The organism is Sanguibacter keddieii DSM 10542, assembly GCF_000024925.1.
Lineage (GTDB): Bacteria > Actinomycetota > Actinomycetes > Actinomycetales > Cellulomonadaceae > Sanguibacter > Sanguibacter keddieii.
The window spans coordinates 4,125,821-4,147,348 of the sequence record NC_013521.1 but is presented as its reverse complement, the minus strand read 5'-3'; the positions used below and the strand labels follow the sequence as shown (position 1 = coordinate 4,147,348).

Genomic DNA, 21,528 nt, shown 5'->3' with positions numbered 1-21,528 from the left:
GTTGGGTCCTGAAGGCACGGGCGTCTTGACGCAAGTGAACTTCAGGCGCCAAGCCGGCTGAGACCTCTGGGTCTTGGCGGATCGGGTTGGTTGCCACGACACGGGTCACCCTGAACCAGTTGAACCGCTTCTGAGCTCTGCTCGGGGGTAGGCGGTGGTGTTGGGTGGGATCGTCCGTAGCTTGAGAACTGCACAGTGGACGCGAGCATCTTTGTAAGATCAAAGATTTATCTTTGTTCTCTGCAATTTTATTGTTGTCAAGTTTTTAAGGGCACAGGGTGGATGCCTTGGCACTAGGAGCCGATGAAGGACGTAGTAGCCTGCGATAAGCCTCGGGGAGTTGGCAAACGAACTGTGATCCGAGGATTTCCGAATGGGGAAACCCAGCACGAGTTATGTCGTGTTACCTGCACCTGAATATATAGGGTGTGTGGAGGGAACGTCGGGAAGTGAAACATCTCAGTACCGACAGGAAGAGATATTCCGTGAGTAGTGGCGAGCGAAAGCGGATGAGGCCAAACCGTTCATGTGTGATACCCGGCAGGGGTTGCATGGGCGGGGTTGTGGGACCTTTCAGATGAGTCTGCCGGCTTGTCAGGGAGTCAGAAAGTCATGTGATAGTCGAAGGGCATTGAAAGGCCCGGCGTAGAGGGTGTGACCCCCGTAGACGAAATCATGTGGCCTCCCGAAGGGGATCCCAAGTAGCACGGGGCCCGAGAAATCCCGTGTGAATCCGTGAAGACCACTTCATAAGCCTAAATACTACCTAGTGACCGATAGCGGACAAGTACCGTGAGGGAAAGGTGAAAAGTACCCCGGGAGGGGAGTGAAATAGTACCTGAAACCGTGTGCCTACAATCCGTTGGAGCCTCCTTAGCAGGGGTGACAGCGTGCCTTTTGAAGAATGAGCCTGCGAGTTAGTGCTCAGTGGCGAGGTTAACCCGTGTGGGGAAGCCGTAGCGAAAGCGAGTCCGAATAGGGCGTCAGAGTCGCTGGGTCTAGACCCGAAGCGAAGTGATCTACCCATGGGCAGGTTGAAGCGCGGGTAAGACCGCGTGGAGGACCGAACCCACCTAGGTTGAAAACTGGGGGGATGACCTGTGGGTAGGGGTGAAAGGCCAATCAAACTTCGTGATAGCTGGTTCTCCCCGAAATGCATTTAGGTGCAGCCTCGCGTGTTTCTTGCCGGAGGTAGAGCTACTGGATAGCCGATGGGCCCTACAAGGTTACTGACGTTAGCCAAACTCCGAATGCCGGTAAGTGAGAGCGCGGGAGTGAGACTGCGGGGGATAAGCTCCGTAGTCGAGAGGGAAACAGCCCAGACCACCAGCTAAGGCCCCTAAGCGTGTGCTAAGTGGGAAAGGATGTGGAGTTGCACAGACAACCAGGAGGTTGGCTTAGAAGCAGCCACCCTTGAAAGAGTGCGTAATAGCTCACTGGTCAAGTGATTCCGCGCCGACAATGTAGCGGGGCTCAAGTACACCGCCGAAGCTGTGGCATTCACATAATAACCAGGCCTTCGTGGTCCAGGTGTGTGGATGGGTAGGGGAGCGTCGTGTGGGCAGTGAAGCTGCGGGGGAACCCAGTGGTGGAGCCTACACGAGTGAGAATGCAGGCATGAGTAGCGAAAGACGGGTGAGAAACCCGTCCGCCGAATGATCAAGGGTTCCAGGGCCAGGCTAATCCGCCCTGGGTAAGTCGGGACCTAAGGCGAGGCCGACAGGCGTAGTCGATGGACAAGGAGTTGATATTCTCCTACCGGCGAAGAACCGCCCATACCGAGCCCGGTGATGCTAACCGCCCAAGCCTGGTCTACAGGCCCTTCGGGGCTGAGGACTCAGGGGAGCGCGGGACCCGAACCGGTAGTAGGTAAGCGTATTAACAGGAGTGACGCAGGAAGGTAGCCAAGCCGAGCGACGGTTGTCTCGGTCTAAGGACGTAGGGCGAACAGTAGGCAAATCCGCTGTTCATATAGCCTGAGATCTGACGGGACCCACCCTAGGTGGGGATTTGGTGATCCTATGCTGCCGAGAAAAGCTTCGACGCGAGGTTCAAGCCGCCCGTACCCTAAACCGACTCAGGTGATCAGGTAGAGAATACTAAGGCGATCGAGAGAATCATGGTTAAGGAACTCGGCAAAATGCCCCCGTAACTTCGGGAGAAGGGGGGCCCGGAGCGTGAAGCCACTAGCTGGCCGAGCGTGCAAGGGCCGCAGAGACCAGGGAGAAGCGACTGTTTACTAAAAACACAGGTCCGTGCGAAGTCGCAAGACGATGTATACGGACTGACGCCTGCCCGGTGCTGGAAGGTTAAGAGGACGGGTTAGCCGTAAGGCGAAGCTCAGAATTTAAGCCCCAGTAAACGGCGGTGGTAACTATAACCATCCTAAGGTAGCGAAATTCCTTGTCGGGTAAGTTCCGACCTGCACGAATGGCGTAACGACTTCTCCGCTGTCTCAACCGTGAACTCGGCGAAATTGCACTACGAGTAAAGATGCTCGTTACGCGCAGCAGGACGGAAAGACCCCGGGACCTTTACTATAGTTTGGTATTGGTGTTCGGTGCGGCTTGTGTAGGATAGGTGGGAGACTGTGAAGCGGGCACGCCAGTGTTCGTGGAGTCAACGTTGAAATACCACTCTGGTCGCTCTGGACATCTAACCTCGGTCCGTAATCCGGATCAGGGACAGTGCCTGATGGGTAGTTTAACTGGGGCGGTTGCCTCCTAAAATGTAACGGAGGCGCTCAAAGGTTCCCTCAGCCTGGTTGGCAATCAGGTGTCGAGTGCAAGTGCACAAGGGAGCTTGACTGTGAGACTGACAGGTCGAGCAGGGACGAAAGTCGGAACTAGTGATCCGGCGGTGGCTTGTGGAAGCGCCGTCGCTCAACGGATAAAAGGTACCCCGGGGATAACAGGCTGATCTTGCCCAAGAGTCCATATCGACGGCATGGTTTGGCACCTCGATGTCGGCTCGTCGCATCCTGGGGCTGGAGTAGGTCCCAAGGGTTGGGCTGTTCGCCCATTAAAGCGGTACGCGAGCTGGGTTTAGAACGTCGTGAGACAGTTCGGTCCCTATCCGCTGCGCGCGCAGGAAACTTGAGAAGGGCTGTCCCTAGTACGAGAGGACCGGGACGGACGAACCTCTGGTGTGCCAGTTGTTCCGCCAGGAGCACGGCTGGTTGGCTACGTTCGGAAGGGATAACCGCTGAAAGCATCTAAGCGGGAAGCCTGCTTCAAGATGAGGTTTCCATGAGGGCTTGACCCTCGAGAGGCTCCCAGCAGACCACTGGGTAGATAGGCCGGACGTGGAAGAGAGGACTAACGACTCTCGGAGCTGACCGGTACTAATAAGCCGATAACTTGATAACACTCAATTTTTGTGTGCTACGCGTCCACTGTGCGGTTCTCGGGTAACGGCCGAGAACCGGTTGACAACCCAATAGAGTTACGGCGGTCATAGCGAGGGGGAAACGCCCGGTCCCATTCCGAACCCGGAAGCTAAGCCCCTCTGCGCCGATGGTACTGCACGGGAGACTGTGTGGGAGAGTAGGTCGCCGCCGGACAATCATTCAACGAAAGCCCACCCCTTCTGGGGGTGGGCTTTCGTCGTACCCGGACACTTCTCGACGTGGCCCTCAGAGTCCCCGGACATCTGCCGAGGTCGCACTCATGCTGCCGAGGTCGTACCGACATGCCAGATCGGGAGCTGTGCGTGCCCGTGCTGGAGTGTCAGTACGACCTCGTGCTGATTGGTGCGACCTGGTGAGCTCTCGTCCGGTGTCGAGGGCCCCTCGGAGTGACGAACGGAACCCCCCAGGACGGCATGTCGTCGTGGCGGCCGGGTCTACCGTCGGATCATGACTCTGAGCACGATGACCGTCCTCGCACGCGACGGTTTTGAGCTGCGCGCACAGCGCGGCGGCCCCAAGGGCGCACCGACCCTCGTCCTCCTGCAGGGGCAGGCCAACTCGCACCGGTGGTGGACCGGTCTGCGGGACCGGTTCGAGGACAGCCTGAGCACGCTGACCATCGACTACCGCGGCACCGGCGGGAGCCGTGGGGCTGTCGGGGACTGGACCACCGAGACCTTCGCCGACGACGTCGCAGACGTCTTGGACTACCTCGGGATCTCCTCGGCGGCGGTCTACGGCACGTCCATGGGCGGTCGAATCGCTCAGAAGCTCGCGATCAGGCGTCCCGCACTGGTCTCCGCACTCGTGCTGGCCTGCACCTCGCCGGGCGGCGACCTCGCCGTCGAGCGCAGCGTCGAGACACGCCTGTCGATCGCGCGGGCGGAGCCTGGCACCGGGCGGCAGGTGCTCCACGACCTCTTCTACACACCGCTGTGGCCCGGCACCCCCGAGCGGAGCCACCTCCTCGGCGACCCGACGATGAGCCGCGAGGAGTCGCGAGCGCACCTCCGGGTCAGCGGCCGGCACGACGCCTCGACCGAGCTCTCGCAGATCAGCGCCCCGACGCTCGTCCTGCACGGCGAGGACGACCTCATGACCCCCGTCGTCAACGCAGAGCGTCTCGCAGAGCACATCACCGGCGCCGACCTCACGACCTACCCGGGCTACCGGCACGGGTTCTTCGAGGAGCTTGCCGACGACGTGACCGACGAGGTGCGCACCCACCTCGCCCGCCACGGGGTGCTGCCGGTGGCCGTCCCCGCATAGGTCTGCGCAGGCCTCAGCCGGTGGTCCCCCGGGCGCAGTCGATGCAGAGGGGAGCGGACGGGCGCGCCTCCAGGCGCCCGGCACTGATAGGTCGCCCGCACCGGGTGCAGGTGCCGTAGGTACCAGCGGCGATCCGGGCGAGCGCACCGTCGACCTCCTCCAGCTGCAAGACCACCGCGGAGCGCAGCCCCGTCGCATGCGACCACTGCGTCGACATCGTCGCCCCCTCAGGGTCGTGCTCGTCGTCGTCGGTCCCGTCGGTCTTGGCCTCGCGGACTGTGCGGAGCTCGCCGTCGACACGGGCGAGCTCGTCGAGCAGCGCCCTGCGCCGCTCGTCGAGGAGCGGCGCGCTCGGGTGGTGTTCCATCACCACCAGCCTGGCCTCGACGCCGCAGGGGCGCATCTCCTCGCGCGCAGGGTTCAGGTGCCCCGGCTGCAGGCGCCCCAGAGGGGCATCGGGATCACCCCTCTGGAGCTGTCTGCCGCGGACGCGGCACCGGTGCCCGGGCCAGGTGCGCTCAGCGCGCTCCGACCTTCTCCACCTTGTCGGCGATGACCGTCACATCGTCTTCGTCGACGACGACGAACCCACCGGTCACGGTGCAGCTGACGGAGTCCCCGGACGGGGTGCGGACCATCACCTGCCCCGAGGCGAGCTCGGTGGCCAGCGGCAGCCTTCCCGGCCGGATCCCGATCGAGCCGCCGGTGCCGGGGACGGTGACGGCTGCGGCGTCGCCGGACCACAGCTCGCCCTCGGGGGTCACCACGGTGACGGTCAGGGCGCGGGTGGTGGCAGGCTGCGACGACATCAGGGGAGCTCTCTCTCGTCCTGGCTCCCGGGTGCGAGGGGTGGGCCGTCCCTGGAGGAGGGCGGCCGCGGCGGGGAGCGCACCCCCACAGTGCCAAGCCGATCGGGTGCCGAGATGAGCCCTTCGACTCGAACACGGTGTGCGTCGTGGTGTACGGGTGACCCGCGTGGCGTCGCGCAGACGGACGTCGCATTGCCCGACGTCACATTGCCCGACGTCACACTGCCCGACGTCCCACGGCCGGGGCCAGCGGGTCGAGGACCGCCCTGAGCTGTGCGCGGATGTCGGCGAGCACGTCGTCGAGGCTCGTGCCGTCCGTGAGGGTCGCGGTCAGCGAGAGGTGGAGCACGGCTGACACCACACGCGCCAGCGTGCCTGCGTCCCCTGGCGTGACGTCCCTGGCCCGGACGAGCGTCGCGGCGACCCCGGCCTCGAGCCTGGCCGACAGCTCGAGCCCGGCCTGCCGGTAGGGCTCCTCGGGGTCGCCGACGACGAGCTCGTGCAGGTAGGTCCGTCCGTTCTCGACGTGCTCACGCACGCACGCCACCACGGGGCGGAGGAGCGTGAGCACGTCGTCCACGGCTCCCTGCGGTCCGGCCCGCTCGCCGGCGGCGAGCCCCTCCTGGATGGCGGCGGCGAACTTCTCGTTCTGCACCATGATCAGCAGCTCGGCCTTGGTCGAGGCGTAGCGGAACAGCGTGCCGATGGCGACGTCGGCACGGTCGGCGACCTGCTGGGTGGTGACGGTGCTGACACCGAGCTCGGCGAAGAGGCCGCGGGCCGCCTCGAGGATGCGCTGGTGCTTGTCCTGCTTGGCCCGAGCCCTCCGGCCGACCGCGACCTGGTCGTCGTCCATGGTCCTCCCTTGACAGATGTTCTGAGTGCGCTCAGTATTGAGTCTACTCGGAACATTCGACCAGCAGAAGAGCCCAGGAGGGCGACGTGCGAGAGCAGCGAACAGCACAGAGGTGGGCCGACGTCTCGACGTCGACCGTCTCGGCAGCAGGGGCACGCTTCGTCTACCGCGAGCTGGGGCCACAGACCGGCGTCCCCCTCGTCGCGCTGACGCACCTCGGTGCGAACCTGGACGACTGGGACCCACGCGTCATGGACGGGCTCGCCGAGGAGCGGCACGTCATCGCCATCGGCTACCGCGGCGTCGGAGGGTCGACGGGCCAGGCGCAGAGCAGCATCGATGCGATGGCCGCCGACGCGGTCGCGGTCCTCGACGCACTCGGTCACGAGCGCGTCGACCTCTTCGGGCAGTCGATGGGCGGCATGGTCGCCCAGGCCGTCGTCGCCCGCGCGCCCCATCTCGTCGACCGGGTCGTCCTGGCGAGCTCCGGCCCCACGGGCGGCACCGGCCTCACGCGGCTGCCCCGGGTCATGGTCGCCGGCACCCTGCGGGCGCTGCTCGCGCGCAGGGACCCGAAGGAGGTCCTCTTCTTCACGCGCACCCCCACGGGACGCGCAGCCGCGAAGGCCTACCTCTCGCGGCTGGAGGAGCGCACGACGGACCGCGACGCAGCAGTCACCCTCGCGGTCCTGCGCGCGCAGCTCCGTGCCGTCCGCCGCTGGGGCGCCCTCCCGGCGCACGACATCTCGGTGCTCACCGGCACCGTGCTCGTCGTCCACGGCGACAGCGACGTCCTGGTGCCCCCGGCCGACGCAGACGAGCTCGCCGGCAGGTTGCCCTCGACGGATGTGCACATCCTTCCCGACGCCGGCCACGGCGCCGTCGCACAGCACGGACGGCAGGTGGTCGCCACGATGCTCGACCACCTCCGTCGCCCCACCGCCACGCCCCACCACCAGGAGAAGACATCATGAGAGCGTTCGTCGTCACGTCGTACAAGGGCCCGCTGCACGAGGCGGACGTCCCCGAGCCCACCGTCGGGGACCGCGACGTCCTCGTCCAGGTCCGGGCGGCCGGGCTGAACCAGCTCGACGAGAAGATCCGCGAGGGAGAGTTCAAGCAGATCCTCCCGTACAAGCTCCCGCTCACCCTCGGGCACGACGTCGCCGGGACCGTCCTCCGCGTCGGCTCCCTGGTTCGCGGGTTCGCGGTGGGTGACGAGGTCTACGCGCGCCCCGGCAAGGACCAGATCGGCACCTTCGCGGAGCGCGTCGCCGTCGCCGAGCAGGACCTCGCCCTCGCGCCCACCTCGACCACGGTCGAGGAGGCCGGGTCGCTGCCCCTCGTCGCGCTCACCGCCTGGCAGGCCCTCGTCGTGAAGGGGAAGGTCCGCCCCGGCCAGAAGGTGCTGATCCACGCCGGCGCCGGTGGTGTCGGCTCCATCGCGATCCAGCTGGCCAAGCACCTCGGCGCGACGGTCGCGACCACGGCCAGCGCTGCGAACGCAGACTTCGTGCGGGAGCTCGGCGCCGACGTCGTCATCGACTACCGCTCGCAGGACTTCGAGGCCCAGCTGACCGGCTACGACCTGGTGCTCGACAGCCTCGGCGGCGAGAACCTCGAGAAGTCGCTGCGCATCCTCCGTCCTGGCGGGAAGGCGATCGGGATCTCCGGCCCTCCGGACCCGACGTTCTCACGTGAGGCTGGGCTCAACCCCGTGCTCCGCCTGGCCATCACGGCGCTCAGCCGCAAGGTCCGCAAGCAGGCCAAGGACCTCGGCGTCACCTACGAGTTCCTCTTCATGAGCGCGAGCGGCGAGCAGCTCCGTCAGATCGCTGCCCTCGTCGACTCCGGTGTCCTCCGTCCGGTGGTCGGCAAGGTCTCGACCTTCGACGAGACACCTCAGGCGCTCGCCGCACTGGCGAAGGGCGGCATCCGGGGCAAGGCTGTCGTCACGGTCCCCTGACCGGGCTCGTCTGCCCACCGGAGCGACGCGGTGCCCTCCGCGCACGCTCGACCGCACCCCGCCGCAGCGGCGGGGCGCACCCACGCACAGCCCGGACCACCGCACCCCGCAGGAGACCTGATCATGAGCACCCACGACGAACCCGTCATCACCTCGTACGCGCAGGCACCGGCCCGCACCGTCACCGCGGGCGGCGTGACCTACGCCTACCGCGAGCTCGGGCCGAAGGGCGGCATCCCCGTCGTCTTCTTCGTCCACCTCGCCGCGACGCTCGACAACTGGGACCCGCGCATCGTGGACCCGATCGCGCAGGGCCGCCATGTCATCGCCTTCGACCAGCGTGGGGTCGGGGCGTCCACGGGGAGCGTCCCGAAGACGATCGAGGAGGCGGCGGACGACGCCTACACCTTCATCAGGGCCCTGGGGCACGAGACGATCGACATCTTCTCGTTCTCGATGGGCGGCATGATCGCGCAGGACCTGGTGGTCAAGCACCCCGAGCTCGTGCGCCGACTCGTGCTCACGGGCACCGGCCCCCGGGGCGGCAAGGACATGGACAAGGTCGTGCGCACCACGTACTACGACGTCCTGCGCGCCACGCTGACCCGCTCCGACCCCAAGGAGTTCCTCTTCTTCAACCGCAACGCGACGGGCAAGCGTGCTGCGAAGGCGTTCGTGCAGCGCCTCGGAGAGCGCACCGTCGACCGAGACGCGAAGATCTCGACCAAGGCGTTCCAGACCCAGCTCAGCGCGATCAAGAAGTTCGGCCTCTCGGCCCCGTCGGACCTGTCGGTCATCACGCAGCCCACGCTCATCGCCAACGGCGACAACGACCGCATGGTCCCCTCGGTGCTCTCCGAGGACCTGCACCGCCGGATCGCGGGGTCCGAGCTGATCATCTACCCGGACTCCGGTCACGGCGGCATCTTCCAGTTCCACGAGACGTTCGCCCCCGTCGCGGTGAGGTTCCTCGCGCCCTGACCGGCCCGAGGTCCAGGCCCGGTCTCGACTCCGAGACCGGGTCCTCGACGTACCACCCGACCTCCCCTGACGTTCCACCACCCGACGAAGGCCGCACCGAGACGAAGGGCACCACCATGACCAGCTCCGCCGCCGTACCGACCCTGTCGAAGCACTTCAGCTCTTCGGTCCTGCTGTGGGTCCGCACCGACCAGCCCCGCCAGACCGGCATGGACTACTGGAGGGGCCCGCACTCCGGCATCATCGCCGCGACCCCGGGGCTCACCGAGTACCGCCAGGTCCACCTCGCCGAGGACAACCCCGGGATGTGGCCCGAGACGGACGGCGTCGAGACCGCGATCCCCGCCGACCGGGCGGTCGACGGGATCGCCGAGGTGACCTTCGAGTCGGCGCTCTCCCCGCTCGCCGGGCGCAAGCAGACGGCGCTCGCCTTCGCGGACGAGGTCAACGTGTTCCGGCGGACCCTGCTCTACGCCGGGCCGCCGAACAGCTCGCGCTGGTACGACGTCGCGGCACCGGGCGAGCCGGTCGGCTCCCGCGCAGTCCTCTACCTGCGCCGACGGGAGGGGGTCGGCTCGGTCGAGTTCCACAAGGCCGTGAAGAAGCGGGTCGTCCCAGCGCTCGTCGCGGCAGCGGACCTGAAGGAGCTGCGGACGCAGACCTTCCTCCCGTGGAGCGAGAAGCTCTGGGACACCCCCGACGTCGCCCACGACAACCCGGACGACCAGCACCTGCACGCCTCCGTGATGCTCGGGTTCGCCGACGACGCCGCCCGCGCGGCGTTCTTCGACGGGGCGGCCTCGGGGCCGCTGTCCGAGGTGGTCTCGGCTGCGGCCTCGGCGGTCCACGCCTACGACGTGACGGCCGCGCTGACCTTCGTCCGGGACGGGAAGGTCCTCGCGCACCCCGAGGGGTAGGGGTGCGTCACCGGAGCAGGGGCTGTGCGACGCTGCACAGCCCCTGCTCGTCGTGTCGCGGGCCGAGGTCGTCCTCCGGGGAGGGCCGTCACCGGCCGCTCAGGCGCCTGCATGGTCATCTGCGTGGACCAGCTCGGGGTAGAGGGCCTCGACCGGTCCTGACAGACCTGCCTTGACGGCTGCGCTGAGCTCGTCGGCGACCACCTCGTGGGCGCCCGCCTCGACGCCGTCGAGAACGGCGGTCACGAGGTCGTCCGGTGCCATCTTGGGGCCGTCGGCGTGCGCTGCCATCGCGGTGTCGACGTAGCCGACGTGCACGCCGGTGACGAGCACCCCGTGCGGTGCGAGCTCGACCCGCAACGAGTTCGTCGCCGACCAGAGGGCGGCCTTCGACGCGCTGTACGGACCGCCCGAGGCGAGCCAGCTGGCGACGGAGTGCATGTCGACGAGCACCGCGCCGTCGGCGGCGCGCAGGGCCGGCGCGAAGGCGCGCGCGACGAGCAGCGGCGCGAAGAAGTTGATCTCCATGGTCTGGCGGAGGTCGGCCTCGTCGACCTCGAGGATGCTGGCCGTCTGCGGGAGGCCGCCGGCGTTGTTGACGAGCACGGTGACGTCGGGTGCGGCCTCGACGGCTGCGGCGACCGACGCCGGGTCGGTGACGTCGAGGGTGAGCGGGACGACCCGCTCGTCGTCCCAGGCGCGCGGAGAGCGTGCGGTCGCGTAGACCCTCGCCGCGCCGCGGGCGAGAGCGGCGCGGACGAAGGAGCTGCCGATGCCTCCGTTCGCTCCGGTGACCAGGACGACGGCGTTGTGCAGGGAGGTCATGAGGTCTTCCGTTCGTGAGAGGTGCGGTGGACGGCGAGGTGCGGGAAGGGTGAGGTGCGGGAAGGGCGAGGGGCGGTCAGTGCGCGGTCGGCGCGGCCGGCGCATTCTTGCTGAGCGCCGACGAGAGCAGGCGGTCCAGCACGCGGTCCGGCAGGATCCGCGCGAGGCGCGTGAGGAGGGCGGCGTCGCGACCGATCGTGTAGCGCGTCCTGGGGCGTCTCGTGGTCGCAGCGTCCGCGATGGTCTTCGCGGCCTGGGCGGACTCGACGCCGCCGCGCAGGAAGGTCTCGGACTGGGCGAGGATCGCGTCCATGAGCCCGGCGTACCGCTGCTCCTGCTCGGCGGTCATGCCGTCGACGAGGCGTCGTGCAGTGACACCTCCGCGGCCGACCATCTCGGTACGGACGGCACCGGGCTCGACGATCGCGACGGTGACGCCGTGCGGGGCGAGCTCGCGGCGCAGCGCGTCGCTGACGGCCTCGAGGGCGAACTTCGACCCCGAGTAGGCCCCGTAGGTGGGCTGGGCGAGCCGACCGCCGAGGGAGCTCATCATGACGACCCGGCCCCTGCTGCGCAGCAGGGCAGGCAGGAGGGCCTGGGTGACCTCGACGTGGCCGAAGAAGTTCACGTCGAACTGTCGGCGCCACTCGGCCATCGGCAGCACCTCGACGGGGGCGTTGACCGCGATGCCGGCGTTGTTGACCACCGCGCGGAGCGGCCGGCCGTCGGCCTCGACGGTGCGTACCAGCTCGGCGACCTGCTCCGGGCGGGTGATGTCGAGGATGACCGGGCGGATCCGGGCCGACTCGAGGGCCTGGCCGTCGGCCTGTCGGCGGACGCCGGCGAGCACGTGGTAGCCGCGAGAAGCCAGCTCTCGGGCGGTCGCCGCCCCCATGCCGGTCGAGGCGCCGGTCACGACGATGGTCTCTGCAATTTCAGATGACGTTGTCATCTCAGTACCGTAGCACTTCAGGTGACGCTGTCAACTGTATGATCGTCACCATGGTCAGCCGTCAGGAATCCGCCGCCGCCACCCGCCGTGCTCTGCTCGACGCCACCCGAGAGCTCCTCGCCGAGGGAGGTCAGCAGGCCGTCACGCTCCGCGAGGTGGGAGCACGCGCGCACGTGTCCCGGGGGGCCGCCTACCGTCACTTCGCGGACAAGGAGAGTCTCCTGGCGGCGGTCGGGGCGGAGAGCTGGGACCGGATCGCCGAGGAGCTGGCTGGCCTGGGGGAGCCCGAGGCGGGTGGGGCCGCCGCCGGGCTGCGGGCAGCCCTGGGGGCGCTGCTGACGGTGAGCCGCGAGGAGCCCGAGGTCTACCGGATGATGTTCACGATGCCGGCCCAGGACCCGGAGCTCGCCATCCGGGCGGCGGGGCGCGCGCAGGACGAGTTCTTGAGGATTGTCGGGACGGTCGTCGGCGACGAGCGGGCGCACCTCTACGGCGCGATGCTCCTGACGAGCGTGCACGGGATCGCGAGCATGCACGCCAGCGGTCACCTCGACCCGCAGATGTGGCAGACCACCCCGGACGACCTCGTCGAGGCGCTGGTCGCGCTCGTCACCCGCGAGGGCTGAGGCGGCGTCCCCGGGTGCGGCAGCGGGCGAGAGGCTGTCGCCTCCCGCCCGCTGCGGCATCGAGGTGTCAGGCCTCGTCGGTCGTCTTCACGAGCTCCGGGTACAGCGCCTCGAGCGGTGCGCTGAGGGCTGCCTTGAGCTGGACCGAGGTCTGGTCGGCGAGGACCTCGTACTGGTCCGTCTCGACGGCGTCGAGGACCTGGCGGACCAGGTCGGCCGGGTCGAGCTTGGGGTCGGTCGCGTGGGCGGCCATCGCGGTGTCGACGTAGCCGACGTGCACGCCGACGACGTGGACGCCCTGCGGGGCGAGCTCGACGCGCAGCGAGTTGGTCGCCGACCACAGGGCCGCCTTGGTGGCGCTGTAGATCCCGGCGACGGCGTACCAGGCGAGGGCCGAGTGGATGTCGACGATCGTCGAGGAGCCGTTCGCCACGAGGACCGGCGCGAAGGCGCGGGCGAGGAACAGCGGGCCGAGGAAGTTGGTCTCGACGTTCGCCCGGATCTCCTCGTCGGTGTGCGTGAGGATGCCGGGGCTCGAGACGTTGGCGCCGGCGTTGTTGATCAGCACCGTGACGTCGGGTGCTGCCTCGACGGCGGCGGCGATGGAGGCGCCGTCGGTGACGTCGAGCGTCAGCGGCACGATCCGCTCGTCGTCCCACCGGCGCGGGTTGCGGGCGGTCGCGTAGACCTTGCTGGCGCCGCGGGCCAGGGCGTCGTGGACGAGGTGCGTGCCGATGCCCCCGTTCGCGCCGGTGACGAGGACGACTGCTCCGTGGAGTGCGGGCATGAGGGTTGCTCTCTTTCGGGTGGGCCCGGCGCGCTGTGCTGTGCGGCCGGACGAGGTGTTCGGGTGGGGTCGGAGAGGCGGTCTGCTCAGGCCTGCGCGAGCGTCGGGTAGTCGGTGTAGCCCGACTCGCCGCCGCTGTAGAAGGTCGAGGGGTCCGGCTCGTTGAACGCCGCGTCGGTCCGCAGGCGGTCGACCACGTCGGGGTTGGCCAGGGCCCAGCGGCCGAGAGGGGCGATGTCCGCGAGGCCGGCGTCGATGTCGTCGGCGATCTGCTCGCGGGTGCGTCCGTAGCGGACCACGACGACGGCGGTCGGCCAGGCGTCGCGGAAGGAGCGCAGCAGCTCGTCGTCGCCGACGTGGTGCACGTGGAGGTAGGCGAGGCCCAGCGGCGCGAGCTCGCCGACGAGGTGCAGGTACTGGGCGTGCACGTCCTCGCGGGGGCCTTCGTCCAGGCCGCCGAGGGGCATCGACGGGGAGATCCGGATGCCGACGCGGTCGGCGCCGATCTCGTCGGCGACGGCGCGTGCCACCTCGACGACGAACCGCGAGCGGTTCTCGACCGAGCCGCCGTAGGGGTCGGTGCGGTGGTTCGCGTTCGGGGAGAGGAACTGGTGCAGCAGGTACCCGTTGGCGGCGTGGATCTCGACGCCGTCGGCGCCGGCCGCGATCGCCGAGGCGGCCGCGTGGCGGAACTCGTCGATCACGGTCGCGATCTCCTCGGTCTCGAGGGCGCGTGGGGTCGGGGTGGTCTGCGGGCCTGTCGGCGTGAACATCTCCTGCTCCGCGGAGATGGCGGAGGGGGCGACGGGCTGGCGGTGGTGCGGGGTGTTGTCCGGGTGTGAGATGCGCCCGGCGTGCATGAGCTGGACGTAGAGCGCCCCGCCCTCGGCGTGCACGGCGTCGGCGACGGCGCGCCAGCCCTCGACGTGCTCGGGGGTGTAGATGCCCGGCGTGCCGAGGTACCCCTGGCCGTCGGCGGAGGGCTGCGTGCCCTCGGTGATGACGAGCCCGAGCGACGCGCGCTGGCCGTAGTAGGTGGCCACGAGGGGCCCCGGGGTCCCGTCAGCCTCGGCGCGGTTGCGGGTCATGGGTGCGAGGGCGAGGCGGTGCGGGAGCTCGACGCGTCCGAGCGTGAAGGGCTGCCAGAGAGAGGAGGCCATGGGGGGTCCTTCGTGAGGTCGTGGGATGATGGCGGTCGCTTCCGAGCAGAGCCTGTAGCGACTACGCTCATAACTGAGCGCAATCAACATCTATTCCCGAAGGACTCCTCATGTCATCCGAGCCGCAGCAGCCCGGTCGGCGCGAGCGCAACAAGCAGGAGAAGCTCCGGCGCATCACCGAGGCCGCGAGCCGCCTCTTCGCCGAGCGCGGGGTCGACGAGGTCACCACCCAGGAGATCGCGGACGCCGCCGACATCGGCACCGGCACGCTGTTCCTCTACGCCAAGAACAAGGGGGAGCTGCTGCTCCTCGTGCAGAACTCCACCTACACGGACGCCCTCGTCCGCGGGACCGAGGCCGCCGCAGGCCTCGACGACCCGCTCGACGCGGTCCTGGCGATCCTCCGGCCCGTCGTCGAGTGCAACCGCAAGCAGGTCGACAACGGCCGGACCTACCTGCGCGAGATGGTGTTCGGCGACCCCGAGGAGCCGCACCACCGCGAGGCGCTCGAGCTCAACGCCCGCACCGAGGCCGCGGTCGCCGCGGTGCTGGGCCGTGACGACAGGACGTCGGACGACGACGCCAGCGCCCGTGCGGCCGTCGTCTCCGGGATCATGTTCCTCGCGATGGCGCCCACGCTCACCGCAGACCGCACGGTCGACGAGATCCTCGCCGGCGTCGCGCAGCAGGTGCGGCTGCTGCTGCCCTGAGTCAGGGCGCGGGAGCGACTTCGCGGGCCTGGCCGGCTCTGCCCGCAGCGGGCCGGGCTGGGTCGTCTCTGCTCGGAGCGGGCCCGGCAGGTCCTACTCGGAGGTGGCGCTCAGCCGGGCGGCGAGGGTGTCGCGAGCCTGCTGGGCGACCGGGCGCACCGACTTGTCGGGGTCGCTGAAGCGACGCGCGATGACCGCCTGGTGCTCCGCGGTGCCCTGGGCCGCGAGTGCACGCAGCGCTGCGGCGCGGACGCGCGCGTTCTTGTCGGACGTCAGGGCGACCAGCTCCTGCACGGCCGGGACGTCACGCTCGAGGACCACCCGTGCGCACATCTCGCGCACGCGCCAGGCCTGGTCGCCCAGGGCGGCGACGACGTCCGACGCCGCCGAGTCGTCCCAGACGTACAGCAGCGTGCGTGCGCCCCAGAGCGCAGGCCAGTACAGCGTCGGCGCGCCGTCGAGGATGCCGAGCCCGTGGCGCCCCCCGGCGTAGAGCAGGAAGTCCTTGCCCGCGTTCTCGCCGCGCAGGAGCGCGAGGGCGTTGAGCGCGACCGTCTGCTCGCCGTAGTGCGCGACGGCGGCGGCGATGCGCTCACCCGTCGGGAGGTCGAGGGGGATGGCGGGGTTCGGGCTGAGTCTGTTGTCCATGGCACCGCCCACTCTAGCGGGCGGTGCCATGACGACCCGTGGCGTCCCTGGTGAGAGTCGACACGTCTGGGTGACGCCTCTGTCAGCGACCGAGGAGGTCGTCGAGCCCCGGGATGCCGAAGCCGGAGCCGAGGTCCTTGATCTGCTCGCCGAAGCCCGAGACGGCCTCGCCTGCGCCGTTCGCGAGCTCGTCGACGCCACCGGTGATGTCGAACCCGGACGCGATGCCCTCGAGGTCGACGCCACCGGCGATCGCCTCGAAGTCGACGCCCGCCCCCACGGCCTGCTCGAGCAGCGGACCGGCGACGGAGCTGAGCACCGCACCACCGGCGACCACCGTGAGCAGCCCGCCGGCCGCGAGCCCGGCAGCCGCGGCGCCGCCGACAGCCGCACCCCGGCCGAGCCCGCCCGACGAGCCCCCGCCCCGAGGGTCACGGGTCCCGACCCGTGCCAGCAGCCCCTTGAGCAGGCCAGGCTCGCGAGCCTCGGTGCGGGCCGCGGCCCGCGCGAGGTCGTCCGGCGACGACGAGCGCGGACGCTCGCCCTGCGGCAGCTCCTCCTGCATCCGGGCCTCGACCAGCGACCGCTGCGCCGGCGTGAGGCGCTCGAAGGCCTCGCGGTGCACCTGCTCCACCTGGTGCGGGTCGGCGGTCTGCAGCAGGTAGTCGTACCGCGCGACGGCCGCACGGTCCGTCTGGCTGCCGCTCGGGGCGCGACGGGTCTGCTGCGGCGCGTCGTGCGAGCCCGGGCGCGCGGGACCCGCAGACGTCGGGGCGTGCCCGCCCCGGCGGTCGTAGCCACCCTGTACGTCGTAGCCGCGCTGGCTGTCGGAGCCGCGCTGTCCGCCCCCACTGCTGGGGCCGCGCTGGCCGCCGTAGCCGCCGGTCGCGCCGGTGCCGCCCTGACCGGGCCGACCGTTCTTGCCGTCACCGGTGATCGCGTCGGACGCGGTGCGGACCAGCGCCTTCCAGTCGGTCTGCCCCGAGCCCGAGGTGCTGGACCCGGACCCCTGCTGGGCGAGCTTCTTCTGGGCCATGCGGGCCAGCTTGGAGACCATGCTCATGACGACGTTCCTCTCGAGGGGGTGGACGAGGTGGAGGGGGAGGAGGGGGGAGGGGGTGAGGCCTGCGACGACCTGGTCGCAGACCGCGCGGCGCGGGCCTCGTGGACCCGCCGGCCGACGAGCACGGCGACCGCGACGCCGAGCGCGCCGTAGACGACGAGGTCGAGGTGGCCCAGGTACTGCTCGAGACGCTCGTGCTCGGTCCCGAGGGCCGCGCCCACGCCGATGAGCATCCCGTTCCACAGCCCGCTGCCGACCAGCGTGAGGACGCTGAAGGTGACGACACCCATCCGCGCGGCTCCCGCAGGGATCGAGATCACGGACCGCACACCGGGGATCATGCGGCCGAAGAGCACGGACGGACGGCCGTGCCGCTCGAACCACGTGACGCCACGGTCGAGGTCCTCGCGGGTGATCAGGCGCGTCGCGGCGACCATCCGGACGGCGCGCTCCATCCCGAGGGCCCTGCCCGCGGCGTAGTACACGAGCCCGCCGAGCCACGCGCCGACCGTGCTCCACACGATCAGCCCGACGAGGCTCAGCGACCCGGTCTGCGTGAGGTACCCGGCGAACGGCAGGATCGCCTCGCTCGGGATCGGCGGGACCACCACCTCGACCAGGACCAGCAGGCCGATCCCGACGTCCCCCACGGACAGCAGCAGGTCCGCGGCCCACCCGGTGAGGCCGGTGAAGCCGTGGTCGGTCGGTGCTGCGGTGGTCATCGGTGCCTCTCCTGCGGGTCGCCGGTGCGTCGCCGTCGCGGCGCGCGGGCACGGTGGTGGGGCGCGTCCGGGGACGGGCTCGAGAGCGTGCTGGGGCTCGTCACCGCACCATGGTGGACGATGCTTGCTGAAGCCACCCTGAAGCCCGCTGGGTGCTGCCTGAGGGCGGCGGTGAGACGGCGGCCGCGTCTACCGCGTCTGCGGTACCCGGTCTGCACCGCCCAGACCACGACCGCGGGCCTCCCCACCTGAGACAGTGGTCCTGCGACCGGACCGCACCCCGGCGGCCGGCCGCGCGCGACCTGGGCCCTGCACCTGGACCGACGACCTGAGACCGACGACCGACCCGACCGAGAGAGGTGCTCCGATGCCCCGCCTCGCCGACGTCGAGCGCCGGTCCCGACCGTCGGTCGCCACCTGGTGCGTGACCTTCGCCGCGCTCGCGGCCATGTACACCACCGCCGGCGTCCGCACCGGGACGTGGCAGACGCCGAGCACCGCGCTCGTCGCGCTCCTCGTGCTGTCCTGCACCGCCCTCGCCTTCCGGACCCTGCGCCCGCTGCTCGTCCTGGCCGTGGTGGTGGGGGTCGAGGTGTGCATGCTCGTGTTCCTCGCCGTCCCGGAGCTCGTGGCGGCGCGGACCGAGGGGATGGGAGCGTTCCAGCCCGTCCCGCTCGGCACGATGCTCGCCGCCTGGACGGTCGCGGCCCGGACCCCACGACGGGTCGGCTGGGGATCCGCCGCCGTCGCCGGGGGCGTGCTCATGGTCACCGGGCTCCTCGCGCACGGGCGACCCACCGCCCTCACCGACCTCGTCGTGTTCTACCTCGTCATGAACGCCGCCGCCTTCGGCGTGCTCACCGCCAGCAGGCGCGACACCGCCGAGCGACTGGTCCGGCAGCGTGAGCGCGAGACCGGGGAGGCCGTGATGGGAGAGCGCCTGCGGATCGCGCGCGAGCTGCACGACGTCCTCGCCCACAACCTCACGCTCGTCAACGCCCAGGCAGGCGTCGCCGAGTACCTGCTGGCCTCTCGGCCGGAGGCGGCCGCCGAGGCGCTGCGCGGCATCACCCAGCACACCAGCCGCGCCATCGACGAGCTGCGCGCCACGATCGGCCTCCTCCGGTACGACGGCGTCGACGGGTCGCAGGCCGGGGAGGGCGCCGGTCCGGCCCCGGGCGAGGGCGACGACCCGGGTGCCACGATGCGCCCCGTCCCGGGTGTCGCCGCCCTCGACGAGCTCGTCGCGTCGCACAGGTCGGCCGGCCACGGCGTCGAGGTCCGGAGCTCGGGAGCACCCGGCCAGCTGGACCAGCACGCCGACCTCGCGGCCTACCGGATCGTCCAGGAGGCGCTCACCAACGCCGCCAAGCACGCACCCGGGATGCCGGTCGAGGTCCACCTCGCCTGGTCCGAGGCGGGTGTCCGGGTCCGGGTGGTCAACACCGCGGTCCCGGGTGACCCGCGGCGCCCGTCCGCACCGGGGACGGGGCACGGGCTCATCGGCATGCGCGAGCGCGCCCTCGCCGCAGGGGGAGGGCTCCGCGTCGGCGAGATCGCCGACGACCGCTTCGAGGTCGTCGCGACCCTGCCCGCCGGCAGGCAGACACCCTCGGGCCCCGGCGCCCCGCCGGACGCACCGCCCGGCCCCACCGACACCCCTGTCCCCGCAGACGAAGGACCCCTCCCATGACCATCCGCGTGCTGCTCGCCGACGACCAGGCCCTCCTGCGCGGCACCTTCCGCCTGCTGCTCGACTCCGTCCCCGACATCACCGTGGTCGGAGAGGCCGCCGACGGCGCCGAGGCCGTGCGTCTCGCCCGGTCTGCCCAGGCCGACCTCGTCCTCATGGACATCCGCATGCCTGGCACGGACGGCATCGAGGCCACCCGTCAGATCTGCGCCGACGACGCGCTCGCGGGCGTCAAGGTGCTCGTCCTCACCACCTTCGAGACCGACGAGCTCGTGGTGGCCGCGCTCCGCGCCGGGGCGAGCGGGTTCCTCGGCAAGGGCGTCGACCCTGCGGCGCTGATCGACGCGGTGCGGACCGTCGCCGAGGGGGAGCAGCTGCTCTCGCCCGCCGCGACCCGCTCGCTCATCGAGCGCGTGGTGCAGGAGCCAGAACCGGAGCCTCCCGCGGTGGTGCACGGGATGTCCGACCTCACCGAGCGCGAGCGCGAGATCACCTCGCTGGTCGCCGGTGGGCTCTCCAACACGGAGATCGGCCAGCACCTGTTCATCAGCCCGGCCACGGTCAAGACGCACGTGAACCGCGCCATGATGAAGACGGGCGCCCGCGACCGCGCCCAGCTGGTCGTCTTCGCGTACGACGCGGGGCTGCCGCGCGTGCGGCCGTGAGGCGCGGAGCCTGCCCCTGAGCCCTGAGCCCTGAGCCCTGAGCCCTGAGCCCTGAGCCCTGAGCCCTGAGCCCTGAGCCCTGAGCCCTGAGCCCTGGCGCTCTGACGCCAGGCAGTCCGTCGGGTCGCGTGGCCCGTCAGGCCGCCGCGAGCCCGACGAGGTCGGCGTGGCTGTAGGCGGTCGCGCTCGGCCGGCCCTCGTCGTCCTGGCCGACGACGACCGCTGCCTCGAGCGGGGCGTGCTGCGCCGTGTCGTCCTGCTCTGGCGTCCCGCCGACCAGCTCGTGCTGGTCCCACCCGGTGTGCAGCACGGCTCGGGCCACGACGGTCAGCGGCTCGGCCGCGACGCGCACGCGGACGGACGGGATCGAGCGCGACCCGCGGAGCCCGGACGAGGTCGCCACGACGGCGGCAGGGGCGGCGAGCGAGAACCCGGCCGTCCGCTCCCGTGCCGTGAGGCCTGGGTCGGAGACCACGACCGTCAGCCCGGACTGCCAGCAGGCGTAGGTCAGGGCCGTGAGCGCGGGCCCGGCGGGGACGTCGATCACGACGCGGTCCCCGGGTCGGACGCCGGCGCGGTCGAGGTAGGAGGCGAGCAGTCGTGCACGGTGCAGGAGCAGGGTCCAGCTGACGGGCAGGTGCCCTCGGGTCCGGGTCTGCTCGAGCTGCCGGGTCTTCCGGGACGCGGGGTGTGCGGTCACGCTGGCTCCTCGGGACGGGTCGGTCGCTGCTGGTCTTCAGCCTGCCGTCCGTGGACCCGCCTGTCGTCAGCCGAAAGGACGCTCCTCGCGCGACCTGACTAGTCCCACAGGAGTAGTCGGTCGTCCTCCCCCGGGACGTACGGCGGGCGCTGTCATCGCCCGCCCGTCCCGGGGTCGGTGATCTCTTGAGCGACCGTTCCTAGAGGTCGACCTTCCCCGTGTCGCCCTCGAGGGGCTCTCCGGTGACCTTCGCCTTGACGAAGGCGAGGGCCGTGGCGACCCGGCTGCCCGGGGTGTCCCAGTACTCGCCGCCGTCGGCCGAGAACTTCAGCACGGTGATCTCCGGGTCTTCCTTGCCGTCGGGGAACCAGGCCTCGACCACGGGGCTCCAGTACTTGTCGACACGCTCCTGCGAGTGGACCACCTCGGCGGTCCCGGTGAGCGACACCCAGCTGTCGTTCGAGCTGAGCGCCACCCCAGCCCGAGAGTCGGCAGCGAGCTGCTGGACGGCCGACGACCGCTTCGACACCAGGAACCACAGGTCTCCACCGGGCTCGACCTCCTGGATCGTGAAGGGACGCGCGACAGGCTTCCCAGAGTCGAGCGTCGTGAACATGCCGAAGCGGAAGTCCTTCAGCAGCGACGTGATCTTCTGGGCGTCAGAGGTGGGTGAGGTGTCGTTCATGGGGGTCTCCTCGTCGAGAGCGGGCCGCCGTCCGGCGTGCCTCCTCGACGCTACGACCGACCCGAGCGGTCGGCATCTGGTGGAG

Annotated in this window: 21 protein-coding genes and 2 rRNA genes; 11 read left to right on the top strand and 12 right to left on the bottom strand. The window is 69.9% G+C overall.

Going from position 1 to position 21,528, the window contains the following annotated elements:
- Positions 1-255: 255 nt before the first annotated feature.
- The 3 genes from SKED_RS18255 to SKED_RS18245 all read left to right on the top strand — a co-directional run bounded on the left by SKED_RS18255 (position 256) and on the right by SKED_RS18245 (position 4,678).
- Positions 256-3,367 (top strand): 23S ribosomal RNA (locus tag SKED_RS18255).
- A 78-nt stretch (positions 3,368-3,445) separates the two neighbouring features.
- Positions 3,446-3,562: ribosomal RNA gene (gene rrf, locus SKED_RS18250) — 5S ribosomal RNA — on the top strand.
- 294 nt (positions 3,563-3,856) lie between these two features.
- The gene (locus tag SKED_RS18245; RefSeq protein WP_217167919.1) at positions 3,857-4,678 is read left to right on the top strand and encodes an alpha/beta fold hydrolase; all 822 of its coding nucleotides are present in this window, start codon (positions 3,857-3,859) and stop codon (positions 4,676-4,678) included.
- A gap of 13 nt (positions 4,679-4,691) precedes the next feature.
- Here the strand turns inward: SKED_RS18245 and SKED_RS18240 are convergent, their stop codons facing one another.
- The 3 genes from SKED_RS18240 to SKED_RS18230 form a co-directional block, all read right to left on the bottom strand.
- Complete coding sequence (locus SKED_RS18240) at positions 4,692-5,045, bottom strand: TraR/DksA family transcriptional regulator (RefSeq protein ID WP_052293939.1); 354 nt, start codon at positions 5,043-5,045, stop codon at positions 4,692-4,694.
- A 151-nt stretch (positions 5,046-5,196) separates the two neighbouring features.
- On the bottom strand, positions 5,197-5,487 hold the full coding sequence (gene atpC / locus SKED_RS18235) for an ATP synthase F1 subunit epsilon (RefSeq protein WP_012868663.1): 291 nt from the start codon (positions 5,485-5,487) through the stop codon (positions 5,197-5,199).
- 217 nt (positions 5,488-5,704) lie between these two features.
- On the bottom strand, positions 5,705-6,343 hold the full coding sequence (locus SKED_RS18230; RefSeq protein WP_012868662.1) for a TetR/AcrR family transcriptional regulator: 639 nt from the start codon (positions 6,341-6,343) through the stop codon (positions 5,705-5,707).
- Between the two features lie 86 nt (positions 6,344-6,429).
- On the opposite strand from SKED_RS18230, the gene SKED_RS18225 reads away from it, so the two are divergent.
- From SKED_RS18225 to SKED_RS18210, 4 genes are all read left to right on the top strand, one after another.
- Complete coding sequence (locus SKED_RS18225) at positions 6,430-7,317, top strand: alpha/beta fold hydrolase (protein WP_012868661.1); 888 nt, start codon at positions 6,430-6,432, stop codon at positions 7,315-7,317.
- On the top strand, positions 7,314-8,309 hold the full coding sequence (locus tag SKED_RS18220) for an NADP-dependent oxidoreductase (RefSeq protein ID WP_012868660.1): 996 nt from the start codon (positions 7,314-7,316) through the stop codon (positions 8,307-8,309). Before SKED_RS18225 ends, SKED_RS18220 begins: the two co-directional genes overlap by 4 nt.
- 123 nt (positions 8,310-8,432) lie before the next feature.
- Positions 8,433-9,290 carry an alpha/beta fold hydrolase gene (locus tag SKED_RS18215; protein ID WP_012868659.1) on the top strand — a complete coding sequence of 286 codons (858 nt, stop codon included), beginning with the start codon at positions 8,433-8,435 and terminating at the stop codon, positions 9,288-9,290.
- 116 nt (positions 9,291-9,406) lie between these two features.
- Positions 9,407-10,207, top strand: a complete 801-nt coding sequence (locus tag SKED_RS18210) for a hypothetical protein (RefSeq protein ID WP_012868658.1) — start codon at positions 9,407-9,409, stop codon at positions 10,205-10,207.
- 99 nt (positions 10,208-10,306) lie between these two features.
- Here the strand turns inward: SKED_RS18210 and SKED_RS18205 are convergent, their stop codons facing one another.
- Positions 10,307-11,032, bottom strand: a complete 726-nt coding sequence (locus tag SKED_RS18205; RefSeq protein WP_012868657.1) for an SDR family oxidoreductase — start codon at positions 11,030-11,032, stop codon at positions 10,307-10,309.
- 76 nt (positions 11,033-11,108) lie between these two features.
- Complete coding sequence (locus SKED_RS18200) at positions 11,109-11,984, bottom strand: SDR family NAD(P)-dependent oxidoreductase (protein WP_042438181.1); 876 nt, start codon at positions 11,982-11,984, stop codon at positions 11,109-11,111.
- 50 nt (positions 11,985-12,034) lie between these two features.
- Here SKED_RS18200 and SKED_RS18195 point away from each other — a divergent pair, with 50 nt between their 5' ends.
- Complete coding sequence (locus SKED_RS18195) at positions 12,035-12,610, top strand: TetR/AcrR family transcriptional regulator (protein ID WP_042439773.1); 576 nt, start codon at positions 12,035-12,037, stop codon at positions 12,608-12,610.
- Between the two features lie 67 nt (positions 12,611-12,677).
- Here the strand turns inward: SKED_RS18195 and SKED_RS18190 are convergent, their stop codons facing one another.
- Positions 12,678-13,397, bottom strand: coding sequence for an SDR family oxidoreductase (locus SKED_RS18190; RefSeq protein ID WP_012868654.1), 720 nt, complete (start codon positions 13,395-13,397; stop codon positions 12,678-12,680).
- 86 nt (positions 13,398-13,483) lie between these two features.
- A complete protein-coding gene (locus tag SKED_RS18185; protein WP_012868653.1) occupies positions 13,484-14,557 on the bottom strand; it encodes an alkene reductase in 1,074 nt (357 codons plus the stop codon).
- A 110-nt stretch (positions 14,558-14,667) separates the two neighbouring features.
- Between SKED_RS18185 and SKED_RS18180 the strand changes: the two genes are divergently transcribed.
- A complete protein-coding gene (locus tag SKED_RS18180) occupies positions 14,668-15,267 on the top strand; it encodes a TetR/AcrR family transcriptional regulator (protein ID WP_012868652.1) in 600 nt (199 codons plus the stop codon).
- Between the two features lie 93 nt (positions 15,268-15,360).
- Here SKED_RS18180 and SKED_RS18175 read toward each other — a convergent pair whose 3' ends face one another.
- From SKED_RS18175 to SKED_RS18165, 3 genes are all read right to left on the bottom strand, one after another.
- Positions 15,361-15,915 carry a HEAT repeat domain-containing protein gene (locus SKED_RS18175; protein WP_012868651.1) on the bottom strand — a complete coding sequence of 185 codons (555 nt, stop codon included), beginning with the start codon at positions 15,913-15,915 and terminating at the stop codon, positions 15,361-15,363.
- 82 nt (positions 15,916-15,997) lie between these two features.
- Positions 15,998-16,978, bottom strand: coding sequence for a hypothetical protein (locus SKED_RS18170; RefSeq protein ID WP_012868650.1), 981 nt, complete (start codon positions 16,976-16,978; stop codon positions 15,998-16,000).
- Positions 16,975-17,700, bottom strand: a complete 726-nt coding sequence (locus SKED_RS18165) for a DedA family protein (protein ID WP_012868649.1) — start codon at positions 17,698-17,700, stop codon at positions 16,975-16,977. Before SKED_RS18165 ends, SKED_RS18170 begins: the two co-directional genes overlap by 4 nt.
- A gap of 367 nt (positions 17,701-18,067) precedes the next feature.
- Between SKED_RS18165 and SKED_RS19305 the strand changes: the two genes are divergently transcribed.
- Together SKED_RS19305 and SKED_RS18155 are read left to right on the top strand one after the other, a co-directional pair.
- Positions 18,068-19,393: a sensor histidine kinase gene (locus tag SKED_RS19305; RefSeq protein WP_012868648.1), complete on the top strand. Its 1,326-nt coding sequence runs from the start codon at positions 18,068-18,070 to the stop codon at positions 19,391-19,393.
- A complete protein-coding gene (locus SKED_RS18155) occupies positions 19,390-20,058 on the top strand; it encodes a response regulator (RefSeq protein WP_012868647.1) in 669 nt (222 codons plus the stop codon). Before SKED_RS19305 ends, SKED_RS18155 begins: the two co-directional genes overlap by 4 nt.
- A 136-nt stretch (positions 20,059-20,194) precedes the next feature.
- Here SKED_RS18155 and SKED_RS18150 read toward each other — a convergent pair whose 3' ends face one another.
- Complete coding sequence (locus SKED_RS18150; RefSeq protein ID WP_012868646.1) at positions 20,195-20,758, bottom strand: AMP-binding protein; 564 nt, start codon at positions 20,756-20,758, stop codon at positions 20,195-20,197.
- Positions 20,759-20,957: 199 nt separating this feature from the next.
- Positions 20,958-21,443, bottom strand: a complete 486-nt coding sequence (locus tag SKED_RS18145) for a pyridoxamine 5'-phosphate oxidase family protein (RefSeq protein WP_012868645.1) — start codon at positions 21,441-21,443, stop codon at positions 20,958-20,960.
- Between the last annotated feature and the right edge of the window lie 85 nt (positions 21,444-21,528).

Coding starts and splice junctions, on each gene's coding strand:
- SKED_RS18245 (WP_217167919.1), top strand. CDS start 3,857: ATGACTCTGAGCACGATGACCGTCCTCGCACGCGACGGTTTTGAGCTG.
- SKED_RS18240 (WP_052293939.1), bottom strand. CDS start 5,045: ATGGAACACCACCCGAGCGCGCCGCTCCTCGACGAGCGGCGCAGGGCG.
- atpC (WP_012868663.1), bottom strand. CDS start 5,487: ATGTCGTCGCAGCCTGCCACCACCCGCGCCCTGACCGTCACCGTGGTG.
- SKED_RS18230 (WP_012868662.1), bottom strand. CDS start 6,343: ATGGACGACGACCAGGTCGCGGTCGGCCGGAGGGCTCGGGCCAAGCAG.
- SKED_RS18220 (WP_012868660.1), top strand. CDS start 7,314: ATGAGAGCGTTCGTCGTCACGTCGTACAAGGGCCCGCTGCACGAGGCG.
- SKED_RS18215 (WP_012868659.1), top strand. CDS start 8,433: ATGAGCACCCACGACGAACCCGTCATCACCTCGTACGCGCAGGCACCG.
- SKED_RS18210 (WP_012868658.1), top strand. CDS start 9,407: ATGACCAGCTCCGCCGCCGTACCGACCCTGTCGAAGCACTTCAGCTCT.
- SKED_RS18205 (WP_012868657.1), bottom strand. CDS start 11,032: ATGACCTCCCTGCACAACGCCGTCGTCCTGGTCACCGGAGCGAACGGA.
- SKED_RS18200 (WP_042438181.1), bottom strand. CDS start 11,984: ATGACAACGTCATCTGAAATTGCAGAGACCATCGTCGTGACCGGCGCC.
- SKED_RS18195 (WP_042439773.1), top strand. CDS start 12,035: ATGGTCAGCCGTCAGGAATCCGCCGCCGCCACCCGCCGTGCTCTGCTC.
- SKED_RS18190 (WP_012868654.1), bottom strand. CDS start 13,397: ATGCCCGCACTCCACGGAGCAGTCGTCCTCGTCACCGGCGCGAACGGG.
- SKED_RS18185 (WP_012868653.1), bottom strand. CDS start 14,557: ATGGCCTCCTCTCTCTGGCAGCCCTTCACGCTCGGACGCGTCGAGCTC.
- SKED_RS18180 (WP_012868652.1), top strand. CDS start 14,668: ATGTCATCCGAGCCGCAGCAGCCCGGTCGGCGCGAGCGCAACAAGCAG.
- SKED_RS18175 (WP_012868651.1), bottom strand. CDS start 15,915: ATGGACAACAGACTCAGCCCGAACCCCGCCATCCCCCTCGACCTCCCG.
- SKED_RS18170 (WP_012868650.1), bottom strand. CDS start 16,978: ATGAGCATGGTCTCCAAGCTGGCCCGCATGGCCCAGAAGAAGCTCGCC.
- SKED_RS18165 (WP_012868649.1), bottom strand. CDS start 17,700: ATGACCACCGCAGCACCGACCGACCACGGCTTCACCGGCCTCACCGGG.
- SKED_RS19305 (WP_012868648.1), top strand. CDS start 18,068: ATGCCCCGCCTCGCCGACGTCGAGCGCCGGTCCCGACCGTCGGTCGCC.
- SKED_RS18155 (WP_012868647.1), top strand. CDS start 19,390: ATGACCATCCGCGTGCTGCTCGCCGACGACCAGGCCCTCCTGCGCGGC.
- SKED_RS18145 (WP_012868645.1), bottom strand. CDS start 21,443: ATGAACGACACCTCACCCACCTCTGACGCCCAGAAGATCACGTCGCTG.